Below are 16,288 nucleotides of genomic sequence, written 5' to 3'. Positions count from 1 at the left end.
GAGCACCGCGCCCTTAAGCGTCATCGGATGTCTTGGAGGCTTCGATGAAGCGCTTCTGTCTGTTCGTTGCGCTGCTGCTGTTCACGCCGTTCGCCCATGCCGGCGAAGGCATCTCGTTTTCGATTGGCGGCCACCGCGTCCATCTCGAGTCCACGCGCTGCCGCTCGCTGTCCTGCGTCTCGGTGTCGGGCACGCCCAGACGCGATGACGCGATGACGGCGCTGGCAACGGCCGCGCGCTGAAGCCGACGCCCGCGACGACATCTGCAAGCACGCCGCCGGCAGCTGTGGCGGCTGCGCCTCCCGTGCCGCCTCCGGTCATCGTCTATGAGCCCGCTGCCGCGGTGCCGCCTGCTGCCGCACTACCACCGTCAGCGCCGCCGCCGCGCGTGATGACGCTCCAGCCACCGCCGGCCATCACAGCTCCGCCTCCGCCGCCCGCACCGGCAGCCGCGATGCCAGCAGCACTTGCGCGCCCGAAGCGGCCTGTGGAGCATGTCTCGCGCGAGCCCGACGAACCGGACGACGGTCCGATCGGCGACTGGCAGACCGACACCAACAACCTGGTGCGCGTTCGTCGCTGCGGCATGGCGCTGTGCGGCTATGCGCTCGACAAGACCACGCGCGATCTCGGTGAGGCCATCCTCATCAACGTGAAGCCGAAGAAGGACGCGCGCTGGAATGGCAGCGTCTACAACCAGGACAGCGGCAACGTCCACTACGGCACGATCGAATTGAAGGGCGCGGACAGGATGCGCGTCGAGGCCTGCGCGCTCGGCCGCTTCTACTGCAGCGCCGCCGACTGGGTCGGGGTCTCGCACTCGCGGGCGCGGGCGATCACGCAGGGGCAGACCCAGGGCAAGCCGCGCTCGTGAACGCAGGGATGTTCAGCTTGTGATTGAACGCCGTCGGACCGGACGCTTCGTTGCGGCACGTGGCCGGCGCAGAACAGCAAAGCGCCCGGCGGGGGTGGCCGCCGGGCGCTGAATTCATGCCACGTCGAATGTTCTAGAACACGCCGAGAATGATGGCGCCGACGAAGGCTAACGCGATGTACGCGGCCACAATGCTCAGCTTGCTCAGCAGAGGACTCGCGAAATCCATTGGGAAACTCCCTCGGTTCACAACGCTGCCCGCATTAACACCGAAGCTAGCAATGGGTTCCCGGCCGAAAAAGTCAGTCATGCTGTCGGGCTCGATGTTCTCACGTGATGCCGCATTGCGATGCGTGGCTCAAACAGGCGCCGAATCAAGATGTTGGAGCGCCTGCAAATAAATTCCACGGCTTGCCGGTTGCGGACGGGCCACCCGTCCGGATACCGTCTGTCATGTCTCAGTAAGATTGTTGTGTTTAGAAATACAATCGAAAGGTGAGTGACGCCCGGCACAGGATGTCGAACTCCAATGCATTCTCGATCACAACAGTGCGGCGCGATTACCTCGCTGCGACGTTGATGCAGAGCATTCGCCACAGTTGGTGACACAACGAGATCGATGCGGTAGCGCGCGTTGCCCTGCCGGGTTCCAATGCATGGTTAAAAACGCCTGAAGTCAATCCGTCGAAATGCGTTGAAGAGTCTTTAATCAAATTCGCAGAACCTCCGCGCCATGACGCGTGGAGTTCGTTTGTATCTCGTCGGCTCCCTTGTCCTTGTGTCGCTTGCTGGTTGCGGCCGCGGTCTGTTTCAGACTGCCGAGCGCGAACCGTGGCGGGCCGAGGCTGAGGCGGCATGCCTGAAATCGGGCGCGGTCAAGGAGAGCCCCGACCTCGTCCGCATCGATCCGATCTCCGGCCCCGGTGTCTGCGGCGCCGAGTTCCCGCTCAAGGTCGCCGCGCTCGGCGAAGCCGGCTCCGCCTACGGATTTGCCGACGACAGCCTGCGTCCGCCGGCGTCGGTCGGCAACCAGCCGCGTTGGCCGATCAATCGGCAGCCGAGCCCGCCGCCCGCGCAGGCGCCGTATTCCGATCAGGCCGTCGGCCAGCCGAACTATGGCAGCCAACCGAACGGGCCGGTCTTGCTGTCGGCGCCCGGCGTCCCGCCGCAGCAAGGCGAGATCGACCTGCCGCCGGAGGGCTCGCCCGACGCAAGCGGCGAGCGACCTTATTATCCGGGCCTGCCCTCTAATCCGCAGCGCGAGGGCGCGGCCGCGCCTTATTCACCTGCGCCTTATTCCCAGCAGCCCCGCGACGCGGCACCGCCGCAGCGGCTCGGTCCGTCGACCGGCAGCCCGGTGACGACGGTCGGCCCGGTCGCGGTGAAGCCGGCGGCAACGCTGGCCTGCCCGATCGTCTCGGTGTTGGAGCGCTGGCTCGCCGATTCCGTGCAGCCGGCGGCGCAACGTTGGTTCGGTGCACGCGTCGTCGAGATCAAGCAGATCTCGGCCTATTCGTGCCGCGGCATGAACGGCAATTCGCACGCACACATTTCCGAGCACGCCTTCGGCAATGCGCTCGATATCGCGGCCTTCACGCTCGCCGACGGCCGCCGCATCTCCGTGAAGGACGGCTGGAAGGGCCTGCCGGAAGAGCAGGGCTTTCTGCGCGATGTCCAGGCCGCCGCCTGCCAGCAATTCACCACGGTGCTGGCGCCGGGGTCCAACGTCTATCACTACGACCACATCCATGTGGATCTGATGCGCCGGGCCAGCCGGCGCCTCATCTGCCAGCCTGCCGCCGTCTCCGGCGAAGAGGTCGCGGCGCGTGCCGGCGGCCGTAGCCCCTATGCAACGCGCGAACCTTATGTCACAGGATCGCTCGGCGGCAGAAAGCCGGCCCCGCGGGGCAAGGCGGGGGTCAACGAAGAAGACGAATTCGCCGACGAATAGGGACGCGTCTGATATCCGTATTTTTACTGGGTGACACCGCGCAAACGGTAGCCACTTTTGTTGCATAGGCTCGCTGAGTCGGGGCGTACCCGGCTGATTGTTTGGGGGATGGCTTTGCAAGACGCGCCGATCATTCTCGTCATTGAAGACGATCGTGATCTTCAGATGATGGTGGAGGATGCCCTGAGGGACGGCGGCTATGAGCCGGCGATTGCAGGCTCGGGCGAGGAAGCGTTGACGCTGCTCAAAGCGTTCCGGACCAAATACAGCGCGCTGGTCACCGATATCCGCCTGCTCGGCCGGCTCGACGGCTGGCGCGTGGCGCGCGGCGCCCGCGAGATCGATCCATCATTCCCGGTGCTCTACATCACCGGCGGCGGCGGTGACGAGTGGCCGACCAGGGGCGTGCCGGACAGCGTGCTGCTGAACAAGCCGTTTTCGCCCGATGAGCTGGTTGCGGCCGTGGCCAAGCTGCTCAAGGATGGCGCGCCGGCGTGAGCGATCGATCGCTCCGCAAAGAGGCGCGTGTTGTGCGGGACAAAATGTGGCTGCTAGGCCGGCATGAATGACTTCGCACAGTCGATCACGGCGGCCGTATCACTTATAGCCGATCGCGATCCGGTGTTGCTTGGGATCGTCGCCCTGTCGTTGCGCGTCAGCCTGTTGGCAAGCTTGCTCGCGCTTCTGATCGGCGCGCCGATCGGCGGCTGGCTTGCGATATCCAGATTTCGCGGCCGGCAGATCGTGATCGTGCTCGCCAATGCCTGTCTCGGCCTGCCGCCGGTCGTGGTCGGGCTCGGGCTTTATCTGCTGCTGTCGCGATCGGGACCGCTGGGCTTCGCCGGCCTGTTGTTCACGCCGACGGCGATGGTCGTGGCGCAGATCATCCTGGCCACGCCGATCGTGGTTGCGCTGGTGCATCGTCCGGTCGCGCTGCTGTGGGCGGAATATGCCGACCTGATCCGCACCGACGGCCTGTCCCGTCTGCGCAGCCTTGCGCTGGTTTTCTCGCTGGGTCGCACCTCGCTGCTCACGGCGTTCCTCGCCGCCTTCGGCCGTGCCATCGCGGAGGTCGGTGCCATCATCATCGTCGGCGGCAATATCAGCGGCTATACGCGAACCATGACGACCGCGATCGCGCTCGAGACCAGCAAGGGCGAGCTGGCGCTCGGTCTCGGCCTCGGTGTGATCCTGCTTGCACTGAGCGTCAGCGTCAGCACGATCGCGTTTCTGCTAGTGCGCGGCGTTGGGGAAAAATAGCTGCTCGCCGCCGACCTTGTAGCCGGCGATGGCCGACTGCCCGGCCGGCGAAATCAGCCAGTCGATGAAGGCCTGTCCGTCCGCGGCCTTTACCGTCGGATGCTTCGCCGGATTGACCAGCATCACGCCGTACTGATTGAACAGCCGCCGGTCGCCCTCGGTGAGCACGGCAAGCTCGCCGCGATTGCGAAACGACAGCCAGGTGCCGCGGTCCGACAGCAGATAGGCGTTCGACGCCGCTGCCATATTGAGCGCCGGACCCATGCCCTGGCCGATCTCGCGATACCACTGGCCTTTTGCGGAACCGAGATCGATGCCGGCATCTTTCCAGAGCCGCAACTCGGCCTCGTGCGTTCCGGAGTGGTCGCCGCGCGAGATGAAGGCCGATTTCGCCGCGGCGATCTTGCGCAGGGCGTCGGCGACATCCTTGTCCCCGGCGATATGCGCCGGATCGGCCTTCGGGCCGACGATGACGAAGTCATTGTACATCACGTCGTATCGCCTGGTCGCAAAGCCCTCTGCCAGGAATTTGTCCTCGGCCACGCGATCGTGCACGAACACGACATCGGCATCACCGCGCCGCCCGATGTCGAGCGCCTGTCCGGTGCCGACCGCGACCACTTTCACGGCAATGCCCGACGCCTGCGAGAAGCGCGGCAGGAGATAGCCGAACAGGCCGGATTGCTCGGTCGATGTCGTCGAGGCAACAATAATGGAGCGGGTCTGCGCGAGGGTGGGACCGGCGAACAGCAGCACGGCCGCGGTGACGAGGTGTCGAAGGAGGGATGTCATGTGGTCAGGATCTGATGCAGGGACAGCGGTCACCATGCCTCAATTGATCCGGTGACGCAAAGCGGACCGGATGTCGCGCCGCGCGATGGCTGATGATAGACCTTGCGCCAGGTTCGTCATCAATGGGGATATCGGTCATGGCTTTGGAGAAGGTCGCACTCGTTACCGCAGGCGGCAGCGGCATGGGAGCGGCGGCGGCGCGCCGGCTTGCCGCCGATGGCTTTCGCGTAGCGATCCTGTCGTCGTCGGGCAAGGGCGAGGCGCTGGCCGGCGAACTCGGTGGCATCGGCTTCACCGGCTCGAACCGTTCGAACGATGATCTGAAGCGCGCCGTCGACGGCGTGATGGCGCGCTGGGGCCGTATCGATGCGCTGATCAACAGCGCCGGCCACGGTCCGCGCGCCGGCGTGCTGGAATTGACCGATGAGCAGTGGCACACCGGTCTCGACGTCTATCTGATGAACGTGATCCGTCCGACGCGTCTGGTCGCACCTCACATGCAGGCGCAGAAGTCGGGCGCGATCGTCAATATCTCCACCGCCTGGGCATTCGAGCCGAGCGCGATGTTTCCGACCTCCGCGGTGTTCCGCGCCGGGCTCGCCGCGTTCACAAAACTGTTCACCGACAGCTACGCGGCCGACAATGTCCGCATGAACAATGTGCTGCCGGGCTGGATCGACAGCCTTCCCGCAACCGAGGAGCGCCGCGACAGCGTGCCGATGAAGCGCTACGGCAAGGCGGAGGAGATCGCAGCGACCATCAGCTTCCTCGTCTCCGACGGTGCGGGCTACATCACCGGCCAGAACATCCGCGTCGATGGTGGCTTGATGCGCTCGATCTGACCAATTGCGTCTACGCGCTGCGCGTTTCGCTCCAGGCCGCGTGCGTCACAATTGCGGCGACCTCAGATTGCGTTTGTCGTGATGACAAACTGAAAGCGCCGGACTAGCCTTCCGTCAAATCAAAACATACGGGAGGAATGGCATGCCAGACGCAGCAGTTGCAGCACGCGCTTCGGACTCCACCCAGAGCGGCACCACGCAGCAAGTCGACGTCGCGGTCGTCGGCGCCGGTTTCGCCGGTCTCTATCTGCTGCATCGGCTGCGCAAGGCGGGCTTCTCGGCGGTTGCGCTCGAGGAGGGCGCTGATGTCGGCGGCACCTGGTACTGGAACCGGTATCCCGGCGCACGCTGCGACATCCAGACCATCGATTACAGCTACACCTTCGATCCCGAGCTCGACCAGGCATGGACCTGGTCGGAGAAGTACGCGACCCAGCCGGAAATTCTGCGCTATCTCGGCTTCGTCGCCGACCGCTACGATCTGCGCCGCGATATCAGGTTCGGCACCAAGGTCACGCAAGCGACCTGGGACGACGCAACCGCGCGCTGGCTGATTTCGACCAACAACGGCGCCAATGTCTCGTGCCGCTACTACATCATGGCGACCGGCTGCCTGTCGTCGCCGAAGCCGCCGGAGATCGACGGCGTCAAGGATTTCAAGGGCGAGATCTATTTCACCGGCCGCTGGCCGCATCAGGACGTCGATCTCAAGGGCAAGCGCGTTGCCGTGATCGGCACCGGATCGTCCGGCATTCAGTCGATCCCGTTGATCGCCGAACAGGCCGCGCAACTCACCGTGTTCCAGCGCACGCCGAACTTCGCGCTGCCGGCCGGCAACGGCCCGGCGCCGGAAGATCGCAAAACTTTCTTCGAGAGCGACCGCGCGGCCTATCGCGAGCAGGCGCGCTGGTCGATGGCCGGCGTGCCATATCCGCAGCAGACCGTGGTGAGCTGGCAATTGAGCGATGCCGAGCGCCGCGAGCGTTTCGAGAAGGCGTGGGCGGCGGGTGACCTCGTCCACATCCTGACCCAACTCTGGGCCGACCAGGCGGTCGATGTCGACGGCAACCGGCTGGTCGCCGATCTGATCCGCGAGAAAATCGGCGCCGTGGTGAAGGACCCGGAGATCGCTGCGGCACTGGCCCCGTATGACCATCCGTTCGGCGCCAAGCGTCCCTGCCTCGATACCAATTATTACGCGACCTACAACCGCCCGAACGTGACCCTGGTGAATCTGCGGCAGGAGCCGATCAAGGCGATCACGGCCGGCGGTATCTCGACTGACAAGCGCAGCTTCGATGTCGACGTCATCGTGTTCGCCACCGGCTTCGATGCGATGACCGGTGCGATCATGGCGGTGCATCCGATCTCCGGCCGCGGCGGCAAGTCGCTGTCGGGTGTCTGGGCGCATGGACCGCAGACCTATCTCGGTGTCACCGTCGCGGGCTTCCCCAATCTGTTCATGATCACGGGTCCCGGCAGCCCGTCGGTGCTGTCGAACATGGCCGTGTCGATCGAGCAGCATGTCGATTGGGTGGTCGACCGCATCGCCGCGCTGCGCGACGCCGGCTTCACCGCGATGGAAGCAACCGACACCGCGCAGGCCGGCTGGGAACGGCACATGGCCGACTGCGCAACGCTGACGCTGCATCGGCTCGCCAACACCTGGTACACAGGCGCCAACGTGCCCGGCAAGCCGCAGGGGGTGATGCCTTATACCGGCGGCGTCGGTCCGTATCGCAGCATCTGCAACGAGGTGGTCGGGCGCGGCATGCTCGGCTTCAAGCTCAGTGGTCCCGGTGTTGCCGAACAATGCAATGACGGCGAGGTGGTGCGGCTGCAGCCGGATGTACGGCTGGTTCTCGGCATGTTGGCGGAGATGAACCTGCCGCCGATCGAGACCATGGGCGCGCAGGGCGCGCGCGACTTCCTCAACGAGTTCAACAAGGGCCGTCCTGCCGGACGGCCAGTCGGCGAGGTCGGCACCGGCATGCTGCAGGGCGCGGACGGTCCGCTGCCGTACAAGCTCTATCGGCCGGCGACGCCGGGGCCGCATCCGATCGTGGTGTATTTCCACGGCGGCGGCTGGGTGCTCGGCGACGAGCTATCGGACGATCCTTTCTGCCGCGATCTGTGCCGGCGCACCGGCATGATCATCGTCAGCGTCGGCTATCGCCACGCGCCCGAGCATCGCTTCCCGGCTGCGGCCGAGGACGGCTATGCGGCGACGCGCTGGATCGCCGCCCACACCGCCGAGCTCGGCGGCAGGGCAGGTCCGGTGCTGGTCGCGGGCTGGAGCGCCGGCGGCAATATCGCGGCCGTCACCTGCCAGCTCGCGCGCGATCGCGGTGGGCCCGAGATCGCAGGCCAGCTCTTGATCTGCCCGGTCACCGACTCGACCTTCGAGCGGCAGTCCTATGTCGACAACGCGGCCGGCTACTTCCTGACGCGGGGCCTGATGTTCTGGTTCTGGGACCTGTACTGCTCACCGGCAGACCGCACCGATCCGCGCGTCGCGCCGTTGCGCGGCAAGCTCGAAGGCCTGCCGCCGGCGTTCATCGCGACCGCGGAGTTTGATCCGCTGCGCGACGAAGGCCGTGCCTATGGCGACGCGCTCGCCAAGGCCGGCGTCAAGGTCGAGCAACTCAAGGCGCACGGCCACTTCCACTCGTCGTTCGTGATGGTCGACGTCATCATCACCGGCGTCAGCGGCCGCGTGAAGATGGCGAAGGCGCTGCGCCGCTTCGCCGGACTGCCCGAGGAGATCGAGCAGGACAACGTTGCCGCGCCGGAGGTCAACGCGGCGGCGAACTAGATCTGGAGTTTCTAGCCGAGCTCGAACGTCGTGACGCCGAACACGCGATCGATCCGCAACGGCCGGATCGCGCCGGTATACATCCGCGCGGTCTCGAACACCGGGGACAGTCCGAGGCCTTGCGCCAGCGCGACGGCGTCGTGGTTGACCGCGGGGACGTCGAGGAAGATCTCGCCGCTGCCTGCGCTCGCAAGCAATGTCGCCAGAATGGTTTCGGCGCCGGTGCGGTCATCGGCAATGAGCGGACCGATCTTGCGGCCGGTCCGGCATGGACGGATCACGCCCCAGCCGGCCAGCCTGCCATCGCGCATCAGCGCGCGCCCCATGTGTCCGGGCGCGTTGATCCAGGCGCGCAAAAATGCCGGCCGTGGCGCCGGAAACACCGTGGCATCATCGGCCTCGATCAGTGCGGCCGGCACATCGGCCAGCGCGACGATGCGCCCGTTCGGCGCCGGCGGTGCGGCGACCGTGCCGCCGTAGCGCACATTGGCATAAGCGAGTTCAAAGCCGGACTTTTGGTAGTTCGCCTGCTGCGCCACCACGCCATCGAGCCCGATCACGCGCGGACGCGCATGCGCGATGGCGGCATTCCATATCTTCAGGCCATGGCCGCGGCCGCGCAGATCCGGACGCACGATGTAGAAGCCGAGGAAGGAAAATTGCGCGCCGTAATTGACGCAGGAGATCACCGCCGCGGGCCGGCCATCGAGCTCGCCGATGTAGAATCCCTGCGGGTCTTCGGCGGCAAAGCAGGGCGCATCGGCGAGACCGGGATTCCACCCCTCGGCCGCGGCCCAATCCACCGCGAGCGCGATCTCGTCCGGACGCATCGGTCGGATGCTAAGGTCGTTCATGGCGGGTGATCACCTCGAATTGGCGTCGGTGACCGAGCGTAGCGCGCCAGGCTCGTCGCGTCATTCACGGCAGGGCGAGGCGTGCAATGATGTCCGCGAGATCAGTTCGCCTGCTTCGGCCGGTACGCCGCGAAGAACACGCGCGTCGCGCTGTCGACGACGGTCGCGATCCGCTCCGGCGAGGGCGACGGATTGGCCTGGAAGATGAACGCCTGGAACAGCGTCGCCTGGCACATCTGCATGAACTGCCAGGCGGCGAGCTGATAGTCGTCGATCACGAGCTCGCCGAGTGCGGCGCGCGCCTCGAGATAGGCGGCGAAGCGGTCGACGGTGTGGGCGATCACGTGGGTGTAGAACCGGCTGCCGAGTTCGGGCATCCGCTCGGCGATCGCCATCACGGTGCGGATCGCCGAGCCGCCGCCGGGCCGGCACAGCACCGCGACATAGGCGCGGCCGAATTCGGGGAGAGTGGTGTCGACGTCGCGCGCCGGATCGAAGTTGAAGGCGACCTTGCCCTGCTCGAGCTTCTCCTCCTCGACGATCGCCGCGAACAGTCCGGCCTTGTCGGGGAAATAGACGTAGAGCGTGCCTTTGGAGACGGCGGCGGCGCGCGCGATCTCGCCCATGCTGGCGCCGTCGAAGCCGAGCTCCAGGAACACCTTGCGGGCGCCGTCCAGTATCTGGCGGCGTTTCGATGATTCCTCGTCGCCGACGGACTGGGGAGAGATTCGAGGCGCTGCAACCATTGATTTAGCTTCTCGCGAAGGAACTCAACCCAGAATGGGAGAGGGAAGAATCGAAGCCTTATAATCTACGTTGCGGAATATAGATTGACCGAACCGTTCGGTCAATGGTATCTATGCGATGACGATGCACCGCACGGCGCTTATTCCGCCAATGCGGGCGTCAAGATTTTTTTGTGGGGAGCCTCGGCTATGGCCGCAGCACGAGATCAGGCTGCACGCGTTGTTCGTTCCGAGCCTGAGATGGCCGAGGACGCGACGGCGCGCGACGCATCCGCCGATCTCGGCGAGCAGGGCCGCGCTGACGAAGCCAAGGGACCAGGCGACAAGCGTCAAGTCGATATGCCGCCCGCTTCTGCGCCCGAGCAGCCGGCAACTTCCGTCGCAGCAGCGCCGAAATCCGGCAAGCGCAGATTCGTGTTGATGGGCATCGTCGGCCTGCTTGCGCTCGCCGCCGCGAGTTATGCCGCCTATTACGTGATGGTCGGGCGCTTCTATGTCTCGACCGACGACGCCTATGTCCGCGCCAACAACACCATGCTCGGCGCGCGCGTCGCTGGCCATATCGCGGCCATCCTGCCCGGCGACAACGCGGTTGTGCGGGCAGGCGATGTGATCTTCCGGATCGATGACGGCGACTATCGCATCGCGGTCGACGCCGCACGAACCCGGATCGGGACCCAGCAGGCGACGATCGAGCGTATCGGCCGTCAGGTTGCGGCCGCGGTGAGTTCGGTCGAGCAGGCGCAGGCGCAGCTGGTGTCAGCCCAGGCCGGCTTGAAGCGCGCCGATCTCGATTTCGACCGCCAGCAGGCGCTCAGCACCAAGGGCTTTGCCTCGCGCGCCACCTTCGAAGTCTCGGAAGCGGGCCGCGACCAGGGCGCGGCCAGCGTACGGTCCGCGCAGGCGGCCTATGATGCGGCCAAGGACAATGTCGAGGTCACCAGGGCGCAGCAGGCCGAGGCCCGTGCCCAGCTTGCCGAATTGCAGACCCAGCTCGCCAAGGCCGAGCGCGATCTCGATTTCACGCAGGTGCGCGCGCCGGTCGACGGCACCTTCTCCAACCGCCTGGTCAATACCGGCGACTACATCAATGTCGGCCAGCGGCTCGGCAATGTGGTGCCGCTCGACGGCGTCTTCATCGACGCCAACTACAAGGAGACGCAGCTCAAGCGTATCCGCACCGGTCAGCGGGTGACGATCAAGGTTGACGCCTACGGCTTCCGCAAATTCACCGGCATCGTCGACAGCATTTCGCCGGCGGCCGGCTCGGTGTTCACGCTGCTGCCGCCCGACAACGCCACCGGCAACTTCACCAAGATCGTGCAGCGCCTGCCGGTCCGCATCCGCGTGCCGAACAGCGTCGCGAAGCAAGGGATGCTGCGCGCCGGCATGTCGGTCTACACTACCGTCGACACACGCGAGGGCGCGGCCGACGCCGACGCCGATACCGACCTCGACGCGCCGATGATGATCCATCCGCAGTGATGCCTTGAAGTTTCGAACTGCGGGTTCGAAGCGCGGAGCTTGATAAGCCCATGGCCGACGCGACCACTGCTTCCCCCTCGATGATGACCGGCGCTTCGGAGTCGGAGCGTCTCCAGCCGAAACGGGTGGTTGCGTTCATCATCATGGTGTTCGGCATGTTCATGTCGATCCTGGACATCCAGATCGTCTCGGCCTCGCTGTCCGAGATCCAAGCCGGCCTGTCGGCGTCTTCGACCGAAGTGTCGTGGGTGCAGACCGCCTATCTGATCGCCGAGGTGATCGCGATCCCGCTGTCCGGATTCCTGTCGCGGGCGCTCGGCACGCGGCTGTTGTTTGCGATCTCGGCGTTCGGCTTCACGGCGTCGAGCCTGCTCTGCGGCTTCGCCTCCTCGATCGAGCAGATGATCCTGTGGCGCGCGCTGCAGGGCTTTCTCGGCGCCGGCATGATCCCGACGGTGTTCGCATCGGCCTACACGATCTTCCCGCGCTCGAAGTTCTACATCGTGGCGCCGATCATCGGCCTCGTCGCAACACTGGCGCCGACCGTTGGCCCGACTGTCGGCGGCTACATCACCGATCTGATGTCGTGGCACTGGCTGTTCTTCATCAACATCGTGCCCGGAATCATCATCACCATCGGCGTGCTGGCACTGGTCGATTTCGACCAGCCGAACTTCGCGCTGCTCGATCGCTTCGACTGGTGGGGCCTGATCTTCATGGGCGGCTTCCTCGGCTCGCTCGAATATGTGCTGGAGGAAGGTCCGCAATACGAGTGGCTGCAGGACACCTCGGTCGCGGTCTGCGCCGCGGTCTGCTTCGTCTCGGCGGTCGCCTTCTTCTGGCGGGTGCTGACCGCGGAGGAGCCGATCGTCGATCTCTATGCCTTCTCCAACCGCAACTTCGCGGTCGGCTGTGTGCTGCAGTTCTGCATCGGTATCGGGCTCTACGGCCTGACCTACGTCTATCCGCGCTATCTCGCCGAGATCCGCGGCTACAGCGCGCTGATGATCGGCGAGACCATGTTCGTCTCCGGCGTCACCATGTTCTTCATGGCGCCCGTCGTCGGCCGGCTGATGCAGAAGGTCGATCTGCGCTACATCATCGCCTTCGGCCTCGTCACCTTCGCGCTCGGCTCCTGGCAGATGACCTGGATCACCCGCGACTATGATTTCTACGAGCTGTTGCTGCCGCAGATCCTGCGCGGCATCGGCATGATGTGCGCGATGGTGCCGACCAACAACATCGCGCTCGCCACGTTGCCGCAGGACCGCGTCAAGAACGCCTCCGGTCTGTTCAACCTGATGCGCAATCTCGGCGGCGCGGTCGGGCTCGCCGTCATCAACGAGGTGCTCAACGATCGCACCGACCTGCACATCTCGCGGCTCCACGACCGCGTGACCTGGGGCAACACCACCGCGGTCGAGACCCTCAACATGTTCACCCAGCGCATGCAGGGCATGGGCGATTCCGCCATCATGGCGATGAAGCAGCTCTCGCAGATCGTGCACCGCCAGGCCGCGGTGATGGGCTATGGCGACGCCTTCTTCATGCTGTCGCTGTTCTATGTCGCGCTCAGCCTTTTGGTGCTGTTCGTCAACAAGCCGCCGCCGATGACCGCAGGCGGCGGCGACGCGCATTGAGCGCATCGCGTTCGCGCGTGGCGTGCGCCCGGTCGCGTGAATAGCTGATATCGCCGACACATTGACGCACTCACGCGCTTGTCATCTTGCCAATCGCGCGTGATGCATTTATAAGCACCACATCGTTTCACGAACCGGGGAGATGCACATGATGTCGTTTGTTTCGCAGACCGTGCGCCCGCGTTCGATGCTGCTTGGCGCTCTTGCGCACTAGGTCCCAGCGCTGATCGGGCCTGATCCCCGATCATCAAAGCTTCCCAACACGTTATCGACAATTTCCTGCGACGCTCGTGGCCGGATTCCGCCCGCACGTCGCTTCAGATGGAGCCGGCCGGCGCGACACAAGCGTGGCCGGAATGTGCCATGACTTCTTTGACGACCAAGCGACCGGCCGCGATCCGGATCGTGCTTCCGTTCGTGTTTCGCCATTGGCTGGAGCAGCCGCACCGCGCCTCCGCCGTGACCGCGGGATTCCTCGGCGCGACCGCGGCCGACCTGTTCATGCCGGTATTTTCCGGCCATCTGGTCGACGCGCTGACCGCGGGCGCCACCGATGCTGCCGCGCGCCATGCGGCGATGCTGGCGTTCGGCGCCATCGTCGGCCTCGGTGCGCTGTCGCTGATGCTGCGGCTGGTCGGTATCCAGACCATCGTGCCGTTCACGCTGAAGACGATGTCCGATGTCGGGCAGCAGGCGTTCATGCGCGTGCAACGCTTCTCGACCGACTGGCACGCCAATTCGTTCGCCGGCTCCACCGTGCGCAAGATCACGCGCGGCATGTGGGCGCTCGACCTGTTGAACGACACCATCCTGATGGCGCTCTTGCCGTCGGTCGTCGTGCTGCTCGGCTCGATGATCCTGCTCGGGCTGCACTGGCCATCGCTCGGCGCGGTCATTGCCGTAGGCTCGGTGATCTATGTCGCGATGACCATGGTGTTCCAGGTGCGCTACGTCGCGCCGGCCGCGCGCGTCTCCAATGCGTGGGACACCAAGGTCGGCGGCACGCTGGCCGATGCCTTGACCTGCAACGCGGTGGTGAAGTCGTTCGGTGCCGAGACGCGCGAGGATATCAGGCTTGACGGCGTCATCAGCCGCTGGCGCCGGCGGGTGCGGCGGACCTGGTTCCGCTACAACCACACCTCGACGGCGCAGCTCCTGGTGCTGCTGTGCTTCCGCGCCTCGGTGATCGGCGGCGCGATCCTGCTGTGGGCGGCCGGCCACGCCACGCCGGGCGACGTCACCTATGTGCTGACCAGCTACTACATCATCCATGCGTACTTGCGGGATGTCGGGATGCACATCAACAATTTGCAGCGTTCGGTGAACGACATGGAGGAACTGGTGCAGATCCATGGCGAGCCGCTCGGCATTGTCGATGCGGTCGATGCCGGGACGATCGATATCCAGGGCGGCGGCATCGTGTTCGACGACGTCACGTTCCACTATGGCGGCCATCGCCGGCCGCTCTATGACGGGCTGTCGGTCGACATCGATGCCGGCGAGCGCGTCGGCCTGGTCGGGCGCTCCGGCTCCGGCAAGACGACCTTCGTCAAGCTGGTGCAGCGGCTCTACGACGTCTCCGGCGGCAAGATCCTGATCGACGGTCAGGATATCGCCAAGGCGACGCAGCAATCGCTGCGCAGCCAGATCGCGATCGTGCAGCAGGAGCCGATCCTGTTCCACCGCACGCTGGCGGAGAACATCGCCTATGGTCGGCCGGGCGCCAGCATGGAGGCGATCGAGCAGGCGGCGCGGCTTGCAAACGCGCACGACTTCATCATGCGGTTGCCGAAGGATTACGGCACGCTGGTGGGCGAGCGCGGCGTCAAGCTGTCGGGCGGCGAACGGCAGCGCGTGGCGCTGGCGCGCGCCTTCCTCGCGGATGCGCCGATCCTGATCCTGGACGAGGCGACCTCGAGCCTCGATTCGGAATCCGAGGCGCTGATCCAGCAGGCAATGGAGCGGCTGATGAAAGGCCGGACCTCGATCGTGATCGCACACCGGCTGTCGACCGTGCGCAGCATGGATCGCATCCTGGTGTTCGATCGCGGCGAGATCGTCGAGCAGGGCACGCACGAGGTGCTTGCGGCGCGGCAAGGCGGCATCTACCGCGGCCTGTTCGAGCGTCAGGCCACCGAGTTCGGCCAGGCTGCGGCGGCGGAGTGAGCAATGGCGCGTGGCTGACGGATTGACCTCCGGCAGCCACGCGCCGACGTCTTATCTTGGTGCCAGCCCGTTCCACACCAGCGCGACGCCGGACAGCAACAGCAGCAGCAACACGACGTCGGAGAAATTGCGGTCGCTGAGCGCGTGATAGACGCGCGAACCGAGCCAGGCGCCGAGCAGCGTCCCCGGGAACGCGCACGCAACCAGCCAGATCAGTTCGGGTTTCACCAGGCCGCTTGCGATCTGCACACAGAGCGCGGCCGCCAGGATCGTGAAGTTGAAGACCTGGAACACGCCGCGGCGCTGCGCCTTGCCCCAGCCGCGCACGCTCGCCCACAGGATCGGGAGCGGGCCGGACAGTCCGGCGAGGCCGCCGAGGATGCCGCCGGCAAATCCGATCGCGCCGTCGGCCCATTTGCCGCCGAAGGCGATCGACATCGGCTTGCGCTGCAGGAACAGCAGGGTCGGAAACACCAGGAGGAAGACGCCGATCGTCAGCTTGAAGACCTCAGGGTCGGCCCGCGCGATCAGCAAGATGCCAATCGGTACGCCGGCGAGGCCGCAGCTGACGAACGGCCAGACCAGGCGGAAATCGATACTCTTCCAGATCGACGGCAGCGTCGAAACCTGCGCGATCACCGAGCACACCAGCACCAGCGGCACCGCGAGCGTCGGCGGCAGCACATAGAGCCAGATGCCGAGCGCCATCAGCGCGGTGCCGAAGCCGGCGAGGCCGGAGACGAAACCGCCGGCAAGCGCGCCGAAGAACAGGACCGCGTAGCCCGCCGGGTTCATCCTCATCTCGTTCTTATGATCGTTGCCGCGACGTTTACACGACGCTGGCGGCGGGTACACTTCAAAAT

15 protein-coding genes are annotated in these 16,288 nt (G+C 65.5%); 10 read left to right on the top strand and 5 right to left on the bottom strand.

Annotation, left to right across the window (positions count from 1 at the left end; all coding sequences use genetic code 11):
* Window positions 1-44 precede the first annotated feature (44 nt).
* Both ABIB78_RS08685 and ABIB78_RS08680 read left to right on the top strand, forming a co-directional pair.
* Window positions 45-242, top strand: a complete 198-nt coding sequence (locus tag ABIB78_RS08685; protein ID WP_429023661.1) for a hypothetical protein — start codon at window positions 45-47, stop codon at window positions 240-242.
* Between the two features lie 212 nt (window positions 243-454).
* Entirely contained in the window at window positions 455-874 is a 420-nt protein-coding gene (locus tag ABIB78_RS08680; RefSeq protein WP_429023659.1) for a DUF2147 domain-containing protein, read from the top strand.
* 133 nt (window positions 875-1,007) lie between these two features.
* Here the strand turns inward: ABIB78_RS08680 and ABIB78_RS08675 are convergent, their stop codons facing one another.
* Window positions 1,008-1,184, bottom strand: a complete 177-nt coding sequence (locus tag ABIB78_RS08675; RefSeq protein WP_429023657.1) for a hypothetical protein — start codon at window positions 1,182-1,184, stop codon at window positions 1,008-1,010.
* Window positions 1,185-1,607: 423 nt separating this feature from the next.
* On the opposite strand from ABIB78_RS08675, the gene ABIB78_RS08670 reads away from it, so the two are divergent.
* The 3 genes from ABIB78_RS08670 (at window position 1,608) to ABIB78_RS08660 (ending at window position 4,085) form a co-directional block, all read left to right on the top strand.
* Complete coding sequence (locus ABIB78_RS08670; protein ID WP_429023654.1) at window positions 1,608-2,825, top strand: extensin family protein; 1,218 nt, start codon at window positions 1,608-1,610, stop codon at window positions 2,823-2,825.
* A 114-nt stretch (window positions 2,826-2,939) separates the two neighbouring features.
* Window positions 2,940-3,323 carry a response regulator gene (locus ABIB78_RS08665; protein WP_429024042.1) on the top strand — a complete coding sequence of 128 codons (384 nt, stop codon included), beginning with the start codon at window positions 2,940-2,942 and terminating at the stop codon, window positions 3,321-3,323.
* A 63-nt stretch (window positions 3,324-3,386) separates the two neighbouring features.
* Window positions 3,387-4,085 carry an ABC transporter permease gene (locus tag ABIB78_RS08660; protein ID WP_429023652.1) on the top strand — a complete coding sequence of 233 codons (699 nt, stop codon included), beginning with the start codon at window positions 3,387-3,389 and terminating at the stop codon, window positions 4,083-4,085.
* Here ABIB78_RS08660 and ABIB78_RS08655 read toward each other — a convergent pair.
* Window positions 4,059-4,877, bottom strand: coding sequence for an extracellular solute-binding protein (locus tag ABIB78_RS08655; protein ID WP_429023650.1), 819 nt, complete (start codon window positions 4,875-4,877; stop codon window positions 4,059-4,061). The two genes, ABIB78_RS08660 and ABIB78_RS08655, sit on opposite strands and share 27 nt — an antisense overlap.
* A gap of 137 nt (window positions 4,878-5,014) precedes the next feature.
* Between ABIB78_RS08655 and ABIB78_RS08650 the strand changes: the two genes are divergently transcribed.
* Together ABIB78_RS08650 and ABIB78_RS08645 are read left to right on the top strand one after the other, a co-directional pair.
* Entirely contained in the window at window positions 5,015-5,719 is a 705-nt protein-coding gene (locus ABIB78_RS08650) for an SDR family oxidoreductase (protein WP_429023647.1), read from the top strand.
* A gap of 142 nt (window positions 5,720-5,861) precedes the next feature.
* Window positions 5,862-8,534: a flavin-containing monooxygenase gene (locus ABIB78_RS08645; RefSeq protein ID WP_429023645.1), complete on the top strand. Its 2,673-nt coding sequence runs from the start codon at window positions 5,862-5,864 to the stop codon at window positions 8,532-8,534.
* 11 nt (window positions 8,535-8,545) lie between these two features.
* On the opposite strand, the gene ABIB78_RS08640 is transcribed toward ABIB78_RS08645, so the two are convergent.
* Both ABIB78_RS08640 and ABIB78_RS08635 read right to left on the bottom strand, forming a co-directional pair.
* Window positions 8,546-9,388 (bottom strand): GNAT family N-acetyltransferase, encoded by an 843-nt coding sequence (locus ABIB78_RS08640; RefSeq protein ID WP_429023643.1) that lies wholly within the window; start codon window positions 9,386-9,388, stop codon window positions 8,546-8,548.
* Between the two features lie 101 nt (window positions 9,389-9,489).
* Window positions 9,490-10,134 carry a TetR/AcrR family transcriptional regulator gene (locus ABIB78_RS08635; protein ID WP_429023641.1) on the bottom strand — a complete coding sequence of 215 codons (645 nt, stop codon included), beginning with the start codon at window positions 10,132-10,134 and terminating at the stop codon, window positions 9,490-9,492.
* A 189-nt stretch (window positions 10,135-10,323) separates the two neighbouring features.
* Here ABIB78_RS08635 and ABIB78_RS08630 point away from each other — a divergent pair, with 189 nt between their 5' ends.
* The 3 genes from ABIB78_RS08630 to ABIB78_RS08620 all read left to right on the top strand — a co-directional run bounded on the left by ABIB78_RS08630 (window position 10,324) and on the right by ABIB78_RS08620 (window position 15,425).
* Window positions 10,324-11,619 (top strand): HlyD family secretion protein, encoded by a 1,296-nt coding sequence (locus ABIB78_RS08630; RefSeq protein ID WP_429023638.1) that lies wholly within the window; start codon window positions 10,324-10,326, stop codon window positions 11,617-11,619.
* A 50-nt stretch (window positions 11,620-11,669) separates the two neighbouring features.
* Window positions 11,670-13,259 (top strand): DHA2 family efflux MFS transporter permease subunit, encoded by a 1,590-nt coding sequence (locus ABIB78_RS08625; RefSeq protein ID WP_429023636.1) that lies wholly within the window; start codon window positions 11,670-11,672, stop codon window positions 13,257-13,259.
* A gap of 363 nt (window positions 13,260-13,622) precedes the next feature.
* Window positions 13,623-15,425 carry an ABC transporter ATP-binding protein gene (locus tag ABIB78_RS08620; protein ID WP_429023633.1) on the top strand — a complete coding sequence of 601 codons (1,803 nt, stop codon included), beginning with the start codon at window positions 13,623-13,625 and terminating at the stop codon, window positions 15,423-15,425.
* A gap of 51 nt (window positions 15,426-15,476) precedes the next feature.
* Here the strand turns inward: ABIB78_RS08620 and ABIB78_RS08615 are convergent, their stop codons facing one another.
* Entirely contained in the window at window positions 15,477-16,220 is a 744-nt protein-coding gene (locus tag ABIB78_RS08615; RefSeq protein ID WP_429023631.1) for a sulfite exporter TauE/SafE family protein, read from the bottom strand.
* Between the last annotated feature and the right edge of the window lie 68 nt (window positions 16,221-16,288).

Source organism: Bradyrhizobium sp. I1.14.4, assembly GCF_050435825.1.
In the GTDB taxonomy this organism is placed as follows: domain Bacteria; phylum Pseudomonadota; class Alphaproteobacteria; order Rhizobiales; family Xanthobacteraceae; genus Bradyrhizobium.
The sequence above is the reverse complement of the archived record's forward strand: the minus strand, read 5'-3'. Positions and strand labels throughout refer to the sequence as shown.